Genomic DNA, 18,008 nt, shown 5'->3' on the forward strand with positions numbered 1-18,008 from the left:
TCAGGCGTTTGAACCGTAAAGCACGTTCGCTCGCTTCTCAAAGGCAGCCACGATCCGGTGCATCGCTTCGTTGAACACAAGACCAATGACGCTTTGTAATATGGCGCTTTTGAACTCAAAATCGACAAAAAACTCGACCTCACAGCCCGTGTCATGCGGGTGGAAAATCCAGTGCGATTTTAGGTACTTGAAGGGACCGTCCAAGTACTCGGTGTCGATCCGACGCTGTGCCTCGTCCAGCATGACGCGGCTGGTGAAACGCTCCCGAAACACCTTGAAACTGATCACAAGATCAGCCTCCATCAACTGGCGACCATCGGGCTGGGGCGTCACACGACGTATCCGAGCAGCCGAATTCCACGGCAGAAACTCGGGATAGCGCGCCACATCCGCCACCAGATCATACATCTGGTCGGGCGTGTACGGCAGGACACGTTTTTCACCATGTGTCGGCATGTCGACGTTTTTCCTTCTCACTCGCCCGCACATGTCCTAGGTATGCTGCGGAAAATCAAGGGGGAAGACATGGCGCAGCGACCATATGTCATCGATACGATGATCTCGGCCAAGCAGATTGCAGCTCGGGTCGAGGAATTGTCGGAAGAGATACAGGCCGAGTTCAAAGGAACAGACAAACTGGTCGTTGTTGGGCTGTTGCGGGGGTCATTCGTGTTCATCGCCGACGTCGTGCGCGAGCTTGACCTGCCGGTCGAGGTCGATTTTCTTGAAGCATCTTCTTATGGAGATTCAACCGAAAGCAGCCGAGAAGTCCGTATTCTCAAAGACTTACGCGGCGAAATTTCCGGGCGCGACGTGTTGGTTGTCGAAGACATTGTCGACACTGGTTTTACCCTGCGCCATGTTGTCGGGCTTTTGAAAGCCAAGGGACCACGCAAGATGAAGACCATCGCGCTGCTTGACAAACCATCACGTCGTGAAGTTGATATCCGCGCCGATTGGACCGGTTTTGAAATTCCTGACGAATTTGTCGTGGGCTATGGCATCGACTTTGCCCAACGCGACCGCAACCTGCCTCATATCGGCAAGGTGCGCTTTCTGGACGAGGACTGATCATGGACCTTCGATGGCTTTGGCGTGCGTCCAAATGGGCGCGAAACCCACCATCGGAGAAACGGGTCAAACTTGTGCTTGGCGTCGTCGCAATCTGTCTGATCCTATTGGGGATCGAAACTTTTTTCGGATTTCCAGAATGGATGAAGATGGAGCGCATTCGACTGCGCCCCTAAATTCATCCTTTACCAATCAACGACTTGCGAGCTGTTTCTCACGTGCGTCGCGCAGTCGCGCGAAGTCGTCCCCCGCGTGATACGATGACCGGGTCAGTGGGGTCGACGAGACCATGTGGAACCCTTTGCCGTAAGCCGCGGTCTCATAATCCTTAAACTCATCAGGGTGTACGAACCGCTCCACCGCGTGGTGTTTTGGGGTTGGTTGCAGGTATTGGCCGATGGTCAGGAAATCGATGTCTGCCGCGCGCATATCATCCATGACCTGCAACACGCCCTGACGATCCTCGCCCAGACCAACCATGATGCCTGACTTCGTGAACATAGAGGGGTCCATTTCTTTTACCCGCTGCAACAAGCGCAGCGAATGGAAATAGCGCGCACCGGGGCGCACTTGGGGATACAGGCCAGGCACGGTTTCAAGGTTATGGTTGAACACATCCGGGCGTGCTTCCACAACAGTTTCAAGCACTTCCGGGTCACACTTCAGAAAATCCGGAGTCAGAATTTCGATGGTCGTGTCGGGTGCTTGATGACGGATGGCGCGAATGGTTTGGGCAAAATGCTCCGCCCCGCCATCTTTCAAATCATCCCGATCAACCGAGGTAATGACAACATGGTTCAAGCCAAGCTTCTTCACCGCATTTGCCACACGACCGGGTTCAAACGCATCCAGATCGTCGGGGCGACCAGTGGCGACGTTACAGAAAGTGCATCCGCGCGTACAAATCTCGCCCATGATCATCATGGTCGCATGACCTTGGCTCCAGCATTCGCCAGCATTGGGGCATGCAGCCTCTTCACACACGGTCGACAAGTTATGTTCACGCATGATCTTGTGCGTTTCCGCATAGCCTTTGCCGCCGGGTGCTTTCACGCGTATCCAGCTGGGTTTTTTCGGCTGAGCGTTATCCGGGCGGTGCGCCTTTTCAGGGTGCCGGCCTTCTGGAAGCTTTAGATCACGCATGGCTGTCCTCCGGTGCCAATTGAGTTCCAATATATATAGCGATCCCTTGTTGCGAAGTCACCTTGAAAGCCGCAAGCCTGCTATGTTTCAGGCGCATGACATAAAGCCAGAATTAAGGATCAAATCCGCGACAAAAATCCCCGTTGAGGGCGATTTTGAATCGTTCTAAGCATACCGCGAACTGCGAAGCGATTCCCAGCCACGCACCTGAAACCAAAAGGATTTTCCCATGCAGATCGGCGTCCGCGTCCCAAACATCACCTTCCACACCCGTGTCCGCGACGACAGCATCGAAGGCCCGAACCCGTTTCGCTGGCAAGACATGACGTCGGATGATTATTTCAAAGGCAAACGGGTCGTTCTGTTCTCGCTTCCCGGTGCATTCACGCCCACATGCTCGACCTATCAACTGCCCGGTTATGAAAACGGCGCAGCAGATTTCGCCGCTGAAGGCATCGACGAGATTTACTGTATGTCCGTCAATGACAGCTTCGTCATGAACGCATGGGCCCGTAATCAGGAACTCCAGAACGTCAAAGTGATCCCCGACGGGTCTGGCGACTTCACCCGCCTGATGGGCATGCTGGTGGCTAAGGATAATCTGGGCTTTGGCGCGCGTTCATGGCGCTATGCCGCCGTCATCAATGATGGTGTGGTCGAAGCATGGTTCGAAGAGCCCGGCCGCGAAGACAACCACGGCGACGACCCCTACGGCGAAAGCGCGCCAGAGACCGTATTGGCTTGGCTGAAAGAGGCGGCCGAGAAAGTCGCTTAGCATCAGGCGCCTTACCCCGTTACGCACAAAGGCTGGCCTTACAGGTCAGCCTTTTTCTTTGCGATCTTCGATGCCGCAACCTCAGCAAGCGTTGTTAGAAACGCGGCCAAGCCGGTCATGGTCGCAATCCAGCCAAAATACCACTGTTTACCTGCTGCGGCATCATCGGCATAACTTGCGGCAAAAGCCTCGCCCCCTGACTTGGCTACCCAGTAGGCCAGTACTGTCAAAATCGCGAACACGCAAAGCCGTAACCACATTCCACCACGAATGAGCATTGCCCCAAACGCGATCACTATCCCAACAGGTGCGCCGATGAAGATAACCTTGTCTGCCCACCACGGGTGCGCACCCAAGGATTTTGGCAACCCGATTGCCCAAACGAGAAACATTATAACAAGCGCACAAAGCGTGTAGATTATGAACCGCATGGAGCCTCCAACAGATCAGCCTTTGAATACGGTTTAGAACGCAGAAACGCCCAAGCCCAGCCCAATGCAATCATATGCCAGAGTTGTGACTGGACCCTGAATTCGACCTCTTGGTCACACCTTCACGAGACAGGTTTCAACCCCGTCAAAAACCGCGCAGCGTTCTGTTGATAGTGAATGGCCGAGGCCTCTAGCCGTTTGATCGTCGCTTCATCCAGTTCGCGCACAACCTTGCCCGGAGCGCCCAGCACCATCGAGCCGTCAGGAATATCTTTGCCTTCGGTGACCAAGGCCCCTGCCCCGATCAGGCAGTTCTTACCGATCTTCGCGCCGTTCAAAACCGTCGCGCCCATGCCGATCAGGCTGCCGTCGCTGATGGTGCAGCCATGCAGCATGACCTTGTGGCCAATCGTGACGTTTTCACCGATCGTCAGCGGAAAGCCCAAATCTGTGTGAAAAACGCTGTTTTCCTGAATATTCGTACCGGCACCAATGGCAATTTGTTCATTGTCGCCGCGGATCGTACACCCAAACCAGACCGAGGCTTTGGCGCCGAGCCTCACCCGACCGATGACATTGGCATCCGGCGCGATAAAGACATTCTCGCCGATCTCGGGCGCTATCCCGTCCAGTTCGTATATCATTCGTTGCTCTCTTCAAACTCGGCCTGAAGCTTGCGGACGTGGTTTAGCAGGTTGGGTTGCTGGTTGCGGCGTTGGCGGGTTGCCTCGACAATGGTGATCAACTTCTGCGCTGTTTCTTCCAATTCATCGTTGATCAAAACATAATCATAGCTGCCCCAATGGCTGATCTCGTCCCAGCTTTTCTGCATCCGTTTGGCAATGGTTTCCGCGTCATCCTGACCGCGGCCTTCAAGGCGCGCGCGCAGTTCTTTGATCGACGGTGGCAAGATGAAGATGGACAGCGAATGCGAGGCCATCGAGGAATTGCGAATTTGCACCTCGCCCTGCCAATCGACGTCAAAAAGAACGTCCCGCCCGCTTTCAATTGCCTTGCGAACAGGTGCCGCCGGTGATCCATAAAAATTACCAAAGACGTGGGCGTGCTCCAGCATTTCGCCCTGAATGACCATGTCTTTGAACTTAGGTTCGTCAACGAAGTGATAATGCTTTCCGTCCACCTCTCCGTCACGCGGGTCGCGCGTCGTGGCCGAAACCGAAAAGCTGAGCGTCGGATCCCAGTCCATCAACTTGCGCGCCAGTGTCGATTTCCCCGCGCCCGAGGGCGATGACAGGATGATAAGAAGGCCGCGACGTTGGTCCACTGGGGCGTTCATGTTGTCACTCCACGTTCTGAACTTGTTCGCGCATCTGATCGATGACGTGCTTCAGGTCAAGCCCAATGGTGGTCAGTTCTTTAAACTGCGCCTTTGAACACAGGGTGTTCGCCTCGCGGTTAAATTCTTGCATCAGGAAATCAAGCTTACGGCCCACCGGCACGTCCGAGGCCAAATGCGCCCGCGCGGCGGAAACATGGGCGATCAGACGGTCAATTTCTTCCCTAACGTCAGTTTTCACGGCGATCATGGCAAGTTCTTGCGCAACACGATCAGGGTCCGCGCCATCTGCGTTGTCCATCACCCGTGTCAAGGCGACACGAAGCCCTTCGGTCTGGGCGTCTTGGCGGTCTTCCAACGTGGCCTGAGCCGCAGAGACAAGGGCTTCAACTTCGTCAATCTGTGCCGACATAACCTTAGTCAAAGCCTGCCCTTCTTGCGCGCGCGAATTGACAAACTGTGCGACCAGATCCGGCACCTCGGCGGTCAGCGCGGCAACAATGGGCGCGACATCCTCTGCGGTGGTTGCGCGCTGATCCAAAACCCCCCGCATTCCTGCAATATCAGTGGGTTGCACCGGAGATACGGGCAATCCGCGCGCCTCGGCCTCGGCGGCGATGGCGGCCAAATGGCTCAAGGTGCGCTCTAGGGCCTCGGGATTAATCGACAACGTGCCTGCTTCATCGCGGCGGTTTATTTTTAACCCGACCGAGACGTTCCCGCGCGCCACTGCGGCCTTCAACGCCTTGCGCAGAGTGTCATCGAGCCCGTCAAGCCAATCGGGGACGCGCACCTTGATATCCAACCCGCGCGCATTGACCGACCGCAGGTCCCAAGACCAGCTGTATCCGTCCTGTTCCGCCGATAAGCTGGCGAAGCCTGTCATGGAATTCGGCATCGTTTGTTAACCACTTGTTAAGTTTTTATGCCAATTTCGAATGGAATGTGACATATTAAGGTATCGGTAAGGATTATCCGAACAATCGTTAACAAACGGTCACAATTTGAACAAGCTCGCTCGTTAAATCGTATTTTACTAAAACCGTTTCAAAGTCTGGGACGCAGGAATGAAAATCGAATACTTGAAAGACGGAAATGTTGTGGCGCTCGCCTCGGCGCGTCGGGAGCGGAAATTCCCAGCCATCGCCCAGATCGAAGCCTATTGGCACGGTCTGCGCAACGGACGGCTGATGCCCACCCGCAGTGATGTCGACCCGCGCGGTATTGGAGACAATCTTGCCTTTGCCTTCGTGCTGGAACGGATCGCCCCCGGACATGCGCGTATTCGTTTGGCTGGGCAACATCTCAGCGATATCATGTCGATGGAGGTGCGCGGCATGCCGATCAGCGCCTTCTTCCTACCTCAGGCCCGGGATGAAGTTCAGGACGCATTAGAGCGCGCATTCGACATGCCTGCCGAGGTCCACATGAGCCTGCAAAGCGAAGCAAGCATGTTTCAGCCGGCGCTGGACGCCCAGATGATTCTTTTGCCGCTCAAGAATAACGAAGGCCGGGTGACCCGCCTGTTGGGCGCTATTCAGGTCAAGGGAAAGCTTGCACGCGGTCCGCACCGGTTTAGCATTCGAAACATTGACGCCACCGCGCTGACGGTCGACGCACCTGCGTCAGACATGGCACACGAGGCTGAAAAGCTGCGCCGATCCGAACTAGATCGCCCCGGCTATTGGGATATTCGTGGGGGAAAAACGGCAGAGGCTGACGTGACCCGCGTGGATATCCGACCTGCTCATTCGGCTGAGAACAGATCATCAGAGGGGCATATCATGCGCCCTTCGGGACCATCGGGCGTGCAAGTACCCGGATTGGCGGAACTGGCCGAGAGCTTTCATGGCAAAACGGTGGGACCAAATAACGCGCCGCTAAAAACTCGGCCGGGCGGACACCTTAGGCTGGTAAGCACCGACTGAGCCTTAGTTCTTACAGATCAAATAAAAAACCCCGGTCAAGGCCGGGGTTTTCTGTTTTCGCAGATCGAGCGTTCTTGCGTTAGCTTGCCTTGGCTGCAGGCTGCTCGCTACGCAGCGACGACAGTTCCTGCGCAACAAGGAAGGCCAGTTCCAGCGATTGGCTGGCGTTCAGACGCGGATCGCATGCTGTATGATAGCGCGCTGACAGATCCTCATCCGTTACCGCACGTACGCCGCCGGTACATTCGGTCACGTCGGATCCGGTCATCTCGAAATGCACACCGCCGGGGATGGTGCCCTCGGCCTTGTGAACTCCGAAGAATTCCTGAACTTCCTTCAGCACGGCATCGAACGGACGCGTTTTGTATCCTGTAGCCGACTTGATCGTATTGCCATGCATTGGATCGCAGGACCACACGACGTTTGCACCCTCTTCCTTGACGGCCTGAATAAGGCGCGGCAGATGCTCGGATACTTTACCGGCGCCGAAGCGCGCGATCAGCGTCAAACGCCCCGCTTCATTCTCTGGGTTCAGCTTGTTCATCAGAACCTTCAGGTCATCAGCTGTGGTCGTCGGGCCGCATTTCAGACCGATGGGGTTCACAACACCGCGACAGAACTCGACATGTGCGCCATCAGGCTGACGGGTGCGGTCACCGATCCAGATCATGTGACCCGAACCTGCAACGGTCTTGCCCGTTGTGTCATCCAAACGCGTCAGAGCTTCTTCATATTCCAGAAGCAACCCTTCATGAGAGGTATAGAAATCAACCGCTTGCAACGTATGTGCCCGGTCGCTGTCAACACCAGCCGCGCGCATGAAATCGAGCGTGTCTTGAATGCGTTCCGCCATGGCACGATATTTCTCGGCTTCATCTGAGGCGGTGAAGCCCAGAGTCCATCCGTGCACCTGATGCACGTCCGCCAAACCGCCCGTTGAAAAGGCACGCAGCAGGTTCAGCGTTGCCGCCGCCTGCGTGTAGGCCTGCAGCATCTTAGCGGGGTCAGGCACACGAGAGGTCTCGGTGAAATCCAGTTCGTTGATGATATCACCGCGGTAGCTGGGCAGTTCCACGCCATCCACAGTCTCGGTCGGCGCCGAGCGTGGTTTGGCGAACTGGCCGGCCATACGGCCCACCTTGATCACCGGCACTTTGGCACCAAAGGTCAGCACCATCGCCATTTGCAACATCACTTTGAACGTGTCGCGAATGCCGTCAGCCGAAAAGTCCGAGAAGCTCTCGGCGCAATCGCCGCCTTGCAACAAAAAGGCCTCACCGCGCGAGGCGCGACCGAGTTCTTCACGCAGGCGCATCGCCTCACCGGCAAAGACCAATGGGGGATATTTCGCAAGCTGCGCCTCTACCGTGGCCAGTTTGGCCGGATCGGTATACTCAGGCATCTGCACCCGAGGCTTATTGCGCCAGGCCGACTTGTCCCACTCCGTCATGTCTTTGCTCCGTTTTTCTTGGTTTTCCCACGCAGATATTGCGCGGGCTCAGGATCATTCTTCTAACCTGACCAGCGCTAACACGCAATTACACTTATGCAAGCGGTTAATGACCCGTTATCGTTATCATGATTGATCTTGCTCACGGGATCGTGCAGAGGGCAGTTTCGCCCTTGTCGTGGGCGACCAAAACTGTTGAAGTTCCCGCCAAGTCTATGAAAACACATCTGAACGAGGTTCATTGGATGACAAAAGCCCCCCAAGCATCAGGCGTCACACCGCGCCGCTTCGTGTTTGTGCTGGTCGAAGGGTTTACTCTGCTTAGCTTCGCGGGGGCAGTTGATGCGCTTAGAATTGCCAATCGAGCGTCGGGTCAGTCGCTTTATGAGTGGGTGATTATGGGCGAAGGCGGTGGGACGGTGACATCCTCGGCCGGGCCGTCGTTCAATCTGGACAGCGACCTTGGGGAGTTGCGACGCGACGACACGGTGATGATCTGCTCGGGTGTCGACGTACAGCGTCATTGTACCCTGAAGCTTCTGAGCTGGTTGCGACGTGAAGCGCGGCGCGGCGTGCGTGTCGCTGGGCTTTGCACGGCGGCGCATATTTTGGCCAAGGCCGGGCTGCTAAATGACAAACGCGCCACGATCCACTGGGAAAACCACGACAGTTTCGCCGAAGAGTTTGACGAGGTTGAGTTGACGAAGCGTGTTTTTGTCGCCGATGGCAACGTGATGACAACAGCGGGCGGTACGGCATCGATTGACCTGATGCTAAAACTCATCGCAGATGATCATGGCGAAGACGTTGCCAATCTTGTGGCCGATCAGCAGATCTACACCTCGATCCGCACCGATCGCGACACACAGCGGCTGTCGGTTCCCACCCGTATCGGTGTGCGCCATCCGAAGCTCAGCGAAGTGATCCAGAAAATGGAAGCAAATATCGAAGAGCCTATTTCTCCTTCGATTCTGGCTTCTGACGTCGGCATGTCGACCCGCCAATTGGAACGGCTGTTTCGCCGGTACCTGAACAGATCGCCCAAGCGCTATTATATGGAACTTCGGTTGCAAAAGGCCCGCAACCTGTTGATGCAGACCGATATGAGCGTGATTAACGTGGCGCTGGCCTGCGGCTTCTCCAGCCCCTCGCATTTCTCGAAATGCTACAGGTCACACTATGACACGACGCCTTACCGCGAACGAGGGAGCCACGCGACCAAGGCCACGCTGTGACAAGGGCAGCAATCGAGATTCCAATCCAGACGGAGCGGCTTTGCCTTAGACCGCCCCGACAAAACGATCTGGTCGCGTTGCACCGCATCTTTTCACATCCTGACGCAATGCGGTATTGGAGCCATGAGGCACATGACACCCCTGCCCGGACGCAAACGACACTCGACGGGATGATCGCGTCCTACGATGCAACCGGGTTAGAGTTCGTCATTGAGCATCAAGGCCACGTGATTGGAAAAGCCGGGCTGTGGCGACTGGCCGAGGTTGGATACATCCTGCATCCCGATCACTGGGGGCAAGGTTTGGCGAGCGAAGCGCTGCACGCCGTGACCGTCGCCGCTTGGGATATGCACCCGGACATCAACGAGATCACCGCCGAGATTGATCCGCGCAACACCGGCTCGGTTAAGCTTTTGACGCGGCTGGGATTTGAGCCAAATGGGACCGCTTCAAAGACCATCTTCGTTTATGATGAATGGTGCGACAGCGCCTATTACCGCCTACAACGCCCGTAAGTTAGCGCAAATATCCGGTCATTTGTCCCGTCGACGACCGTTCGGCCTTTTCTTTTCTGATTGGCTTGCCTACGCTCGGCACCGGAAATTTTCCAATTGGGAGAGAAAAATGAAAAAGTTTCTTATGGCTACTGCAGCCACAGCTTTGATGAGCGGTGCCGCAGTTGCAGATGACGTCAAAATCGGTGTTCTTTTGGGCTTTACCGGCCCGCTGGAATCACTGGCGCCACCCATCGCGGAAGGTGCAGAGATGGCGATTAAAGAAGTCAGCGATTCTGGCAAGTTCATGGGCGGGTCGACCGTTTCGTCGGTACGTGGTGATTCGACCTGTGTTGACGCTGCTGCCGCCACCGCCGCTGCTGAACGTCTTGTCACCGGTGACGGCGTCGCCGGGATCGTTGGTGCCATGTGCTCGGGCGCAACCGGTGCGGTTCTGACCTCAGTTTCGTTGCCAAATGGCGTGGCCCAAGTCTCGCCTTCGGCAACATCGCCTGGCCTTTCGACCATCGAAGACAACGGCTTGTTCTTCCGCCTTGCCCCATCGGACGCTCGTCAGGGTGAATTGATGGCCGACATCATCAAGTCGCGCGGCATCAACGAAGTTGCTGTGACCTATACCAACAACGACTACGGCAAAGGTCTGGCTGACAGCTTCGCAGCCGCATTCGAAGCTGCTGGTGGCACTGTCACGATCAACGCGGCCCACGAAGAAGGCAAAGCCGACTACTCGGCCGAAGTTGGCGCGCTGGCATCCGCCGGTGGCGAAGCACTGGTCGTTGCAGGTTACTCGGACCAAGGTGGTTCGGGCATCATTCAAGGGTCGCTGGACACAGGCGCGTTTGAAACATTCGTTCTGCCAGATGGCATGGTCTCGGACGTGTTGACCGAAAAGTTCGGCAGCGACATCGACGGCAGCTTCGGCCAACACCCGAGCTCGCAAAACGATGGCGCAGGCAAGCTTGAGGAAATGCTGGGCGCTGCTGGCGTCGATGGCACCTCACCTTACGCGAAAGAAGGTTACGATTCAGCCGCTGTTCTGCTTCTGGCGATGCAAAAAGCCGGATCAACAGACGGGGCTGCTGTGGCCGCCGCGATGACCGACGTTGCCAACGCACCGGGTGAGCCGATTGGACCGGGCGAACTGGCCAAAGGTCTGGAAATCCTCGCCTCTGGTGGTGACATCGACTATGTCGGTGGATCCGATGTTGAACTTGTAGGCCCGGGCGAAAGCGGTGGTAGCTACCGCGAAATCACCATCGAAGGTGGTGAAATCAAGCCTGTTAAGTTCCACTAAGAACGTCTAAAATACGAATGAAGCAGCCCGGGGTTTTCCGGGCTGTTTTCGTAAGTCAAAGCAGCCTTCACGCGGCTAAGGGGGACCCATGATCGTCATCGAAGACGTGCACAAGCATTTCGGCGGGTTTCACGCTGTTGATGGCGCCACCATGCGGATCGAGGAACAGTCAATCACCGGACTGATCGGCCCCAATGGCGCGGGGAAAACCACGCTGTTCAACGTGATCGCGGGCGTGCTGCCTCCGACCTCGGGCCGGATCACCATGGCGGGCGAAGACATTACGGGCTTGCCCCCGCACGAGCTGTTTCACAAGGGTCTGTTGCGCACGTTCCAGATCGCCCATGAGTTCGGGTCGATGACCTGTCGCGAGAACCTGATGATGGTTCCCGGTGGGCAATCAGGCGAACGTCTGTGGGACACATGGTTTGGCCGTAAACGCATCGCAAACGAAGAACGCGCACTGCGGGCAAAAGCTGATGAAGTTCTTGATTTCCTGACGATTTCCCACATCTCGGACCTGCGCGCGGGCGAAATCTCCGGCGGCCAGAAAAAGCTTCTGGAACTGGGACGTACCATGATGGTCGATGCCCGGATCGTATTTCTGGACGAGGTCGGCGCAGGCGTGAACCGGACCCTGCTTTATACCATCGCCGACGCGATCAAGCGCCTGAACGAAGAACGCGGATATACATTCGTCGTGATCGAACACGACATGGATTTCATCGAGCGTCTCTGCGATCCCGTCATCTGTATGGCGGAAGGCAAGGTGCTGGCCCAAGGCACCTTGGCCGAGATCAAAGCCAACGAACAGGTGATCGAGGCGTATCTGGGCACGGGTTTGAAGAACAAGGATAAGGTGGATGCGTAGGTTCATTTGGGCAGTAATTTTATGTGGACTTGCGGCTTGGACCGCAAATGCGGAAGTCGTCGCAACCACTGTTGTAGATGGAAAGATCGTTCACCTGAATGCTGATCGCACGTGGAATTTTGCAGAGGGCGCGATCACCCAGAATGGTCGATGCATGCCCCTTACGTCAGGATTCAAGTTCTGCGCACCAGCGACCGAATGGAAAACCACGTCGAAACTATCACACGACGCGACGTTATCGCTGCGTCACTCGGACAGAGATTATCTGATGGTCATTGCCGAAAACATTGGTGCGAAAGTCGGGATATCTCTGGATTTCATGGCCTCAGTCGCAATTGACAACGCGGCAGTGGCGCTGGACATTCCGAAGGAACAGATCCCGGTATACTCAGTGACGGAAAGTGAAGTTCTCGAGATCCCGTCTCGTACAATGTCATATGGCTTGAACATTGACGGTTTGGAGGTTGTTTACCTGAATACGGTCGCCGTCACGCCCGATACTTCGCTTCAAATAATCACATTCCACATTGGTAACGAGGTGGGCGAGAAGGAAAAGAACCTTCATCAACAGGCCCTTACCTATTTGAAAAGAACAGAAGATGACTAGCGCTTTCCTTATCGGCGACAACATGACCGGCGGCTATGGCAAGTCCGGTCCAGATATTCTGCACGACTGCACCATCGCCGTGGACAAGGGCGAGATTGCCGTGATCGTTGGCCCAAATGGCGCAGGCAAATCCACCGGCATGAAGGCCGTGTTTGGGATGCTGAACCTGCGGCAGGGCTCGGTCCGGTTGGGGGGCGATGATATCACCGATCTTTCTCCACAGGCGCGGGTACATAAAGGAATGGGGTTTGTCCCACAGACCCAAAATATCTTCACGTCGATGACGGTCGAGGAAAATCTAGAGATGGGCGCGTTCATTCGTGAGGACGATATCGCCGAGACGATGGCGCAGGTCTATGAGCTGTTCCCGATCCTTCACGACAAACGCAATCAGGCCGCGGGCGAATTGTCTGGTGGGCAACGTCAGCAAGTTGCCGTAGGCCGCGCGTTGATGACCAAACCGACGGTTCTGATGTTGGACGAACCCACAGCCGGGGTCAGCCCCATCGTGATGGACGAGCTGTTTGACCGGATCATTGAAGTCGCCCGCACTGGAATCTCGATCCTCATGGTGGAGCAGAATGCCCGCCAAGCCCTTGAGATCGCAGATAAAGGTTATGTCCTCGTCCAAGGACGCAACGCGCATACAGGCACCGGAAAAGAGCTTCTGGCCGACCCCGAAGTCCGCCGGTCATTCTTGGGGGGATGATGATGAAACACCTGCTTACGGCAACTGCCATCTCGGTTCTGCCCGCCCTGCCCGCCATGGCCCAAACCTGCACCTTCACAACCGAATGCTACGAAACCGAAGCCTGCCAAGACACTCAGTTCTCGCTGACCGCGCGGCTTGACGACGCAAAGCTTGTTACTGATTTCGGTGATCTTGTGGTGGTGGGCGTCAAGTCCGACGCACCGCTGACCGCCATCTTCGCCTCGGGCGAAGGATCGGAATACCTTTTGTCACGCAACGGAGATACCGCGCGTTTCACAGCGCATTCGAATGAAGGTCCCGCGTCGATCACCTATCTGGGCACCTGCGAGGGAGAGTTTTAATGGATGTCCTGAACGCACTGGTCGCGCTGACCAACTTCGTCCTGATCCCGGCCATGGCCTATGGCAGCCAACTGGCACTTGGGGCACTTGGGGTTACGCTGGTCTACGGCGTCTTGCGCTTTTCGAACTTCGCGCATGGCGACAGCATGGCCTTTGGTGCCATGGTGACCATTCTGGTGACATGGGGCTTCCAGTCCCTTGGCTTGTCCATTGCGCCTCTGCCCACAGCCCTACTGGCACTGCCCTTCGGGATCGCGGGAACAGCACTGATGATGCTGGCGACGGACCGGGTGGTGTACAAATTCTACAGGCGCGTCAAAGCAAAACCTATTGTCTTTGTGATGGCGTCCATGGGGGTCATGTTCATCCTGAACGGCGTTGTGCGTTTTATCATCGGCCCCGGAGATCAGCGCTTTGCTGACGGTGCGCGATTTATCATTAAAGCCCGTGATTTCAAAGAGATGACAGGTTTGAAGGAAGGGTTGGCCTTTAAGACCAGCCAAGGCCTGACCATCGTGACCGCGGTGATCGTCGTGATTGCCCTGTTCTGGTTTCTGAACCGCACCCGCACCGGGAAATCCATGCGGGCCTTTTCGGACAACGAAGATCTGGCGCTCCTTTCGGGCATCAACCCCGAGCGGGTCGTGATGATCACTTGGTTGATCGTCGCGGGGCTCGTGACCATTGCGGGCGTGCTTTATGGCCTGGACAAAAGTTTCAAACCCTTCACCTATTTTCAACTCTTGCTGCCCATCTTTGCTGCCGCAATCGTGGGCGGGCTTGGCAATCCACTGGGGGCCATTGCGGGCGGGTTCGTCATCGCCTTTTCCGAGGTTGCCGTAACCTATGCGTGGAAGAAAGTTGCGATCTATCTGCTACCTGAAAGCTGGGAGCCGACGAGCCTCGTGCAGCTTTTGTCCACGGACTACAAATTCGCGGTTAGTTTCGTCATTCTGATCGTCGTTTTGCTGTTCAAACCCACAGGTCTTTTCAAGGGGCAATCGGTATGATCCAGTCCATCCGTACACCGCTTCTTTTCGCGCTGGTCGCACTTCTGTTCATCCTTCAAGGGTCGACCAGTTGGTGGATATTCGCAGGCAGCTGGAACGCATCGCTGACCATTTTGAACATGGCGCTGATTTCGGCAATCATGGCCCTGGGCGTGAACCTTCAGTGGGGATATGCGGGTCTGTTTAATGTGGGCATCATGGGCTTTGTCGCACTTGGGGGGTTGGCAACCGTGCTCGTCTCGATGCCAAAAACGCCGGGCGCGTGGAGCGCTGGCGGGTTTGGCATTGTATTCGGTCTAATCCTTGGCGCAGCCACCATCCTGCTGATGGTGTTTCAACACAAACGTATGTCCCCCGGACGGGGACGTAATCTGACAATGCTGGCCACGCTGGTCATCGGATTTGTATTGTACCGCTGGGTCTTTGATGCAGGTGTTGTCGGCGTCGAGGCCGTGAACCCTGCTCAGACCGGCTATCTCGGAGGCCTGAACCCCGGCGGGCCTGACAACTACCGTGCGCATGGCTACATGACCTTACTGGCTTGGCCGATGGGCGGTGTGCTGGCGGCGGGTGCCGCTTGGCTTGTGGGAAAAACCGCGCTGGGTTTGCGCTCGGATTACTTGGCGATCGCAACGCTGGGTATCTCTGAAATCATTATTGCCGTCCTGAAGAACGAAGACTGGTTGGCGCGGGGCGTGAAGAACGTAATCGGCATTCCACGACCGGTTCCCTATGAGATCGACCTTCAACAAAGCACCGACTTTGTGAACCGCGCCGAAACATTGGGGCTGGATGTGACAACCGCGTCTACGCTGGCGGTCAAACTGTCGTATACCGCGCTTTTCAGCGTCGTTTTGATCGCCCTCATTATCCTTGCGCAGCTTTCGCTTAACTCGCCATGGGGACGCATGATGCGCGCGATCCGGGACAATGAAGTCGCCGCGCGTGCAATGGGTAAAGACGTCACCAAACGGCACTTGCAGATCTTCATCCTTGGATCCGCCCTGTGTGGGCTTGCTGGTGCAATGATGACCACTCTGGACGGCCAGCTGACGCTGGGCAGCTACCAACCGCTCCGCTTCACCTTCTTGATCTGGGTGATGGTGATTGTGGGCGGCTCTGGGAACAATCTGGGTTCTGTGCTTGGGGCATTCCTGATCTGGTTTCTTTGGATTCAAGTGGAGCCGATCGGCCATTGGCTGATGTCTGAAATCACCCGAGGAATGGCAGATGGTTCGGCATTGAAAGAGCATCTACTGGATTCTGCCGCACATATGCGCCTGTTCACCATGGGCATAATTCTGCTTCTGGTGCTTCGTTTCAGCCCACGCGGTCTGATCCCGGAAAAATAGCGCAGCGGTTCGTGTTTACGAACGGATCACAATAGGAGACCTATGGGAACGCCGCCCAACATCGCCATTTTGATCATGGCCGCCGGGCAATCGCGACGTATGGGGCGCGATAAGCTGATGTTGCGAGCTGAGGGTGGTCCAGCACTACTGGAAGACCGTCTTCATGTGGCCCTTAGGACCGATAGCGTCGTCTATGCCGCAGTGGGTGCTGACCAAAGCGCAAGGCAGGCTTGCATTCAGGCGACACAGGCGACGCTGGTAATATGCAACGACGCGCATCGGGGCCTTGGGCACAGCTTATCGCAGGCCATAGCGATGTTGCCAGAAGGTTTGGATGGCGTGGTGATCTTGTTGGCGGATATGCCCGCGATCACCACCGGCGATATCCTTAAGGTGCGCGAGTGTTTCAACCCAGGGCTCATCGCGCGCGGCGCTATGACTGACGGAACCCCGGGGCATCCAGTGTTGTTTCCAAAGCGGTATTTTGCATCCCTCACAGCGCTCGAGGGCGACCAGGGTGCACAATCCGTCGTAAAAGGCGCCCCTACCAAGTTGGCTTCACTGCCCGAGGATCATGCGATATTGGACATCGACACGCCAGAGGACTGGGATCTTTGGATCCAGAGACGCGGTGAACGCGCCCTCCCCTCTGACGATCATTGAACGAAGCGTCAGTGGCCAAACGGCACTCGTTTATCATCGTAACGTCCGCTCGGTCTCTCCCACGCCGCACGAGCACTGTGCAACATCCGTATCCGTTCCCGCATGGGTGCCACTTGTGGCAACAGGGAGATCGGTCTTCCTAAACTCAGAACGCAACTCCGACTGAGGCGAAGAATTTCGACGAATTGTCCGAAACGTGTTGATGCCTCATAAGTTTGGACATCAAGTCATGGTCAAAATGAAACTCGGACCGCATTCCGGCTACGGATTCTTGATGACCAGCGCGCAGCTTACCACCATCAAATCATTGAAACAGTAAATCAGCCTCGCGCGCGTCCAGAACCGGGCGGGTCTGAACATAGGATGCCAGACCCTGTAGGCTGGCAAGGCGCGGCAGATGGCGCGTAATTTCCTGTGCCGTATCTTGATCATCGATCCGGATCTGATCCATGTCTGGGCTAAGACTTTCCACCCAATCCTCGCCACTTTTTACCAACACATAGCTGTCAAATAGCAGGTGAACAAAAACCGGGTTAACATCAGCGTCCGGCGCATAGTGACCGTTGGCTGCGAGATATTTTGCTGGGCAAAGCACATCGCGCCGCCCAAACAATGCGATGCAGCGATCGTCTTCGATCAACACAAGATGTTCCGGCGTCAAAAGTGTGGTGCTGTCTGAGCCGTCCGCATTCTGGCGACGCATTGGCAAATCATTGTTCATCAGGGGACGTGATGTGCCTACCCAGCGTAGCTCGGCAAAAGAGCCATCATAGGTTTTGACCTGATCTCCGATTTGAAGATCGCGCGCTGCGACCGCTCCTCGCAGTGTTTCAACCCGCGAATTCGCCGACAGCCCGGAAGGTGCGACACCCCCGCGAGAATAGCGCCCACGCAGTGGATCTTTTGTTGGTGTTCCTGTCGAAAAGCCCGCCCATTGAACTGGGATGGCTTCTTGCAATCTCACGTCACGTAAACTCAACGTCTATACCCCTTAACACACACCAGCCGCTCTCTGGTTGTTCTGACACTAATACCAATTCGTGCCCAAATTATGAAGAAACTCGTTGAAATTCATCGATTTTTCTATTTTTCGGGGAAGTTAGGCAGCTTCTGGTCACATCTCCAACACATTATTCGCGACAAGGTAGATAAGGGGGTCGAGGCTCGTCACAAACCTCACGGCCGCGTTATCTAGGGCCTGTTAACACTTAATCATATCGACGATTAGGGCGAAATTCAGGAAAGCGCGGTACATGACGTCCAGCTTTTCGAACCTTGAGAAGATGCGCCGGTATCCTTTCAGCCTTCGAAAC

General features: G+C 55.9%; 22 protein-coding genes and 1 pseudogene. 14 read left to right on the top strand and 9 right to left on the bottom strand.

From position 1 onward, the window contains the following. Positions 1–456, bottom strand: a complete 456-nt coding sequence (locus V6N04_RS15560; RefSeq protein ID WP_371171114.1) for a type II toxin-antitoxin system RatA family toxin — start codon at positions 454–456, stop codon at positions 1–3. 69 nt (positions 457–525) lie between these two features. On the opposite strand from V6N04_RS15560, the gene hpt reads away from it, so the two are divergent. Together hpt and V6N04_RS15570 are read left to right on the top strand one after the other, a co-directional pair. Further along, a complete protein-coding gene (gene hpt / locus V6N04_RS15565; RefSeq protein ID WP_371171115.1) occupies positions 526–1,071 on the top strand; it encodes a hypoxanthine phosphoribosyltransferase in 546 nt (181 codons plus the stop codon). 2 nt (positions 1,072–1,073) lie between these two features. After that, positions 1,074–1,247: a hypothetical protein gene (locus V6N04_RS15570; RefSeq protein WP_371171116.1), complete on the top strand. Its 174-nt coding sequence runs from the start codon at positions 1,074–1,076 to the stop codon at positions 1,245–1,247. A 16-nt stretch (positions 1,248–1,263) separates the two neighbouring features. On the opposite strand, the gene lipA is transcribed toward V6N04_RS15570, so the two are convergent. After that, entirely contained in the window at positions 1,264–2,214 is a 951-nt protein-coding gene (lipA, locus tag V6N04_RS15575; protein WP_371171117.1) for a lipoyl synthase, read from the bottom strand. A 229-nt stretch (positions 2,215–2,443) separates the two neighbouring features. Here lipA and V6N04_RS15580 point away from each other — a divergent pair, with 229 nt between their 5' ends. Then, positions 2,444–2,989, top strand: coding sequence for a peroxiredoxin (locus V6N04_RS15580; protein ID WP_371171118.1), 546 nt, complete (start codon positions 2,444–2,446; stop codon positions 2,987–2,989). Positions 2,990–3,027: 38 nt separating this feature from the next. On the opposite strand, the gene V6N04_RS15585 is transcribed toward V6N04_RS15580, so the two are convergent. The 4 genes from V6N04_RS15585 to V6N04_RS15600 all read right to left on the bottom strand — a co-directional run bounded on the left by V6N04_RS15585 (position 3,028) and on the right by V6N04_RS15600 (position 5,603). After that, positions 3,028–3,420 (bottom strand): hypothetical protein, encoded by a 393-nt coding sequence (locus V6N04_RS15585; RefSeq protein ID WP_371171119.1) that lies wholly within the window; start codon positions 3,418–3,420, stop codon positions 3,028–3,030. 122 nt (positions 3,421–3,542) lie between these two features. Then, complete coding sequence (locus tag V6N04_RS15590) at positions 3,543–4,064, bottom strand: gamma carbonic anhydrase family protein (protein ID WP_371171120.1); 522 nt, start codon at positions 4,062–4,064, stop codon at positions 3,543–3,545. Further along, entirely contained in the window at positions 4,061–4,705 is a 645-nt protein-coding gene (gmk, locus tag V6N04_RS15595; RefSeq protein ID WP_371171138.1) for a guanylate kinase, read from the bottom strand. The genes V6N04_RS15590 and gmk overlap by 4 nt, the downstream gene beginning before the upstream one ends. Positions 4,706–4,721: 16 nt before the next feature. After that, complete coding sequence (locus V6N04_RS15600) at positions 4,722–5,603, bottom strand: YicC/YloC family endoribonuclease (protein ID WP_371171121.1); 882 nt, start codon at positions 5,601–5,603, stop codon at positions 4,722–4,724. A gap of 181 nt (positions 5,604–5,784) precedes the next feature. Here V6N04_RS15600 and V6N04_RS15605 point away from each other — a divergent pair, with 181 nt between their 5' ends. Then, positions 5,785–6,645 (top strand): PAS domain-containing protein, encoded by an 861-nt coding sequence (locus V6N04_RS15605; RefSeq protein ID WP_371171122.1) that lies wholly within the window; start codon positions 5,785–5,787, stop codon positions 6,643–6,645. A 79-nt stretch (positions 6,646–6,724) separates the two neighbouring features. Here V6N04_RS15605 and V6N04_RS15610 read toward each other — a convergent pair whose 3' ends face one another. After that, positions 6,725–8,095: a class II 3-deoxy-7-phosphoheptulonate synthase gene (locus V6N04_RS15610; protein WP_371171123.1), complete on the bottom strand. Its 1,371-nt coding sequence runs from the start codon at positions 8,093–8,095 to the stop codon at positions 6,725–6,727. Positions 8,096–8,340: 245 nt separating this feature from the next. On the opposite strand from V6N04_RS15610, the gene V6N04_RS15615 reads away from it, so the two are divergent. The 10 genes from V6N04_RS15615 (at position 8,341) to V6N04_RS15660 (ending at position 16,695) form a co-directional block, all read left to right on the top strand. Then, positions 8,341–9,330: a GlxA family transcriptional regulator gene (locus tag V6N04_RS15615; RefSeq protein WP_371171124.1), complete on the top strand. Its 990-nt coding sequence runs from the start codon at positions 8,341–8,343 to the stop codon at positions 9,328–9,330. Next, positions 9,327–9,845 carry a GNAT family N-acetyltransferase gene (locus V6N04_RS15620; RefSeq protein WP_371171125.1) on the top strand — a complete coding sequence of 173 codons (519 nt, stop codon included), beginning with the start codon at positions 9,327–9,329 and terminating at the stop codon, positions 9,843–9,845. Before V6N04_RS15615 ends, V6N04_RS15620 begins: the two co-directional genes overlap by 4 nt. Before the next feature lie 109 nt (positions 9,846–9,954). After that, positions 9,955–11,139, top strand: a complete 1,185-nt coding sequence (locus V6N04_RS15625; protein ID WP_371171126.1) for an ABC transporter substrate-binding protein — start codon at positions 9,955–9,957, stop codon at positions 11,137–11,139. Between the two features lie 88 nt (positions 11,140–11,227). After that, the gene (locus tag V6N04_RS15630; RefSeq protein WP_371171127.1) at positions 11,228–12,010 is read left to right on the top strand and encodes an ABC transporter ATP-binding protein; all 783 of its coding nucleotides are present in this window, start codon (positions 11,228–11,230) and stop codon (positions 12,008–12,010) included. Beyond that, positions 12,003–12,617, top strand: coding sequence for a hypothetical protein (locus V6N04_RS15635; RefSeq protein ID WP_371171128.1), 615 nt, complete (start codon positions 12,003–12,005; stop codon positions 12,615–12,617). The genes V6N04_RS15630 and V6N04_RS15635 overlap by 8 nt, the downstream gene beginning before the upstream one ends. Beyond that, on the top strand, positions 12,610–13,326 hold the full coding sequence (locus V6N04_RS15640; RefSeq protein WP_371171129.1) for an ABC transporter ATP-binding protein: 717 nt from the start codon (positions 12,610–12,612) through the stop codon (positions 13,324–13,326). The genes V6N04_RS15635 and V6N04_RS15640 overlap by 8 nt, the downstream gene beginning before the upstream one ends. Before the next feature lie 2 nt (positions 13,327–13,328). Further along, complete coding sequence (locus tag V6N04_RS15645; RefSeq protein WP_371171130.1) at positions 13,329–13,670, top strand: hypothetical protein; 342 nt, start codon at positions 13,329–13,331, stop codon at positions 13,668–13,670. Further along, the gene (locus V6N04_RS15650) at positions 13,670–14,680 is read left to right on the top strand and encodes a branched-chain amino acid ABC transporter permease (RefSeq protein ID WP_371171131.1); all 1,011 of its coding nucleotides are present in this window, start codon (positions 13,670–13,672) and stop codon (positions 14,678–14,680) included. Before V6N04_RS15645 ends, V6N04_RS15650 begins: the two co-directional genes overlap by 1 nt. Further along, positions 14,677–16,032, top strand: coding sequence for a branched-chain amino acid ABC transporter permease (locus tag V6N04_RS15655; RefSeq protein WP_371171132.1), 1,356 nt, complete (start codon positions 14,677–14,679; stop codon positions 16,030–16,032). The genes V6N04_RS15650 and V6N04_RS15655 overlap by 4 nt, the downstream gene beginning before the upstream one ends. A 42-nt stretch (positions 16,033–16,074) precedes the next feature. Next, positions 16,075–16,695, top strand: coding sequence for a nucleotidyltransferase family protein (locus V6N04_RS15660; protein ID WP_371171133.1), 621 nt, complete (start codon positions 16,075–16,077; stop codon positions 16,693–16,695). Positions 16,696–16,999: 304 nt separating this feature from the next. On the opposite strand, the gene V6N04_RS15665 is transcribed toward V6N04_RS15660, so the two are convergent. After that, positions 17,000–17,674 (bottom strand): Hint domain-containing protein, encoded by a 675-nt coding sequence (locus V6N04_RS15665; RefSeq protein WP_371171134.1) that lies wholly within the window; start codon positions 17,672–17,674, stop codon positions 17,000–17,002. Between the two features lie 222 nt (positions 17,675–17,896). Next, positions 17,897–18,008: pseudogene (locus V6N04_RS15670) on the bottom strand (IS5-like element ISCARN85 family transposase); the annotation flags it as partial.

Source organism: Aliiroseovarius conchicola (genome assembly GCF_041403445.1).
GTDB lineage: Bacteria > Pseudomonadota > Alphaproteobacteria > Rhodobacterales > Rhodobacteraceae > Aliiroseovarius > Aliiroseovarius conchicola.

What these genes read in the sequence shown, in the direction of transcription:
- V6N04_RS15560 (WP_371171114.1), bottom strand. Translation starts at nt 456, where the DNA reads ATGCCGACACATGGTGAAAAACGTGTCCTGCCGTACACGCCCGACCAG.
- hpt (WP_371171115.1), top strand. Translation starts at nt 526, where the DNA reads ATGGCGCAGCGACCATATGTCATCGATACGATGATCTCGGCCAAGCAG.
- V6N04_RS15570 (WP_371171116.1), top strand. Translation starts at nt 1,074, where the DNA reads ATGGACCTTCGATGGCTTTGGCGTGCGTCCAAATGGGCGCGAAACCCA.
- lipA (WP_371171117.1), bottom strand. Translation starts at nt 2,214, where the DNA reads ATGCGTGATCTAAAGCTTCCAGAAGGCCGGCACCCTGAAAAGGCGCAC.
- V6N04_RS15580 (WP_371171118.1), top strand. Translation starts at nt 2,444, where the DNA reads ATGCAGATCGGCGTCCGCGTCCCAAACATCACCTTCCACACCCGTGTC.
- V6N04_RS15585 (WP_371171119.1), bottom strand. Translation starts at nt 3,420, where the DNA reads ATGCGGTTCATAATCTACACGCTTTGTGCGCTTGTTATAATGTTTCTC.
- V6N04_RS15590 (WP_371171120.1), bottom strand. Translation starts at nt 4,064, where the DNA reads ATGATATACGAACTGGACGGGATAGCGCCCGAGATCGGCGAGAATGTC.
- V6N04_RS15600 (WP_371171121.1), bottom strand. Translation starts at nt 5,603, where the DNA reads ATGACAGGCTTCGCCAGCTTATCGGCGGAACAGGACGGATACAGCTGG.
- V6N04_RS15605 (WP_371171122.1), top strand. Translation starts at nt 5,785, where the DNA reads ATGAAAATCGAATACTTGAAAGACGGAAATGTTGTGGCGCTCGCCTCG.
- V6N04_RS15610 (WP_371171123.1), bottom strand. Translation starts at nt 8,095, where the DNA reads ATGACGGAGTGGGACAAGTCGGCCTGGCGCAATAAGCCTCGGGTGCAG.
- V6N04_RS15615 (WP_371171124.1), top strand. Translation starts at nt 8,341, where the DNA reads ATGACAAAAGCCCCCCAAGCATCAGGCGTCACACCGCGCCGCTTCGTG.
- V6N04_RS15625 (WP_371171126.1), top strand. Translation starts at nt 9,955, where the DNA reads ATGAAAAAGTTTCTTATGGCTACTGCAGCCACAGCTTTGATGAGCGGT.
- V6N04_RS15630 (WP_371171127.1), top strand. Translation starts at nt 11,228, where the DNA reads ATGATCGTCATCGAAGACGTGCACAAGCATTTCGGCGGGTTTCACGCT.
- V6N04_RS15635 (WP_371171128.1), top strand. Translation starts at nt 12,003, where the DNA reads ATGCGTAGGTTCATTTGGGCAGTAATTTTATGTGGACTTGCGGCTTGG.
- V6N04_RS15640 (WP_371171129.1), top strand. Translation starts at nt 12,610, where the DNA reads ATGACTAGCGCTTTCCTTATCGGCGACAACATGACCGGCGGCTATGGC.
- V6N04_RS15645 (WP_371171130.1), top strand. Translation starts at nt 13,329, where the DNA reads ATGAAACACCTGCTTACGGCAACTGCCATCTCGGTTCTGCCCGCCCTG.
- V6N04_RS15650 (WP_371171131.1), top strand. Translation starts at nt 13,670, where the DNA reads ATGGATGTCCTGAACGCACTGGTCGCGCTGACCAACTTCGTCCTGATC.
- V6N04_RS15655 (WP_371171132.1), top strand. Translation starts at nt 14,677, where the DNA reads ATGATCCAGTCCATCCGTACACCGCTTCTTTTCGCGCTGGTCGCACTT.
- V6N04_RS15660 (WP_371171133.1), top strand. Translation starts at nt 16,075, where the DNA reads ATGGGAACGCCGCCCAACATCGCCATTTTGATCATGGCCGCCGGGCAA.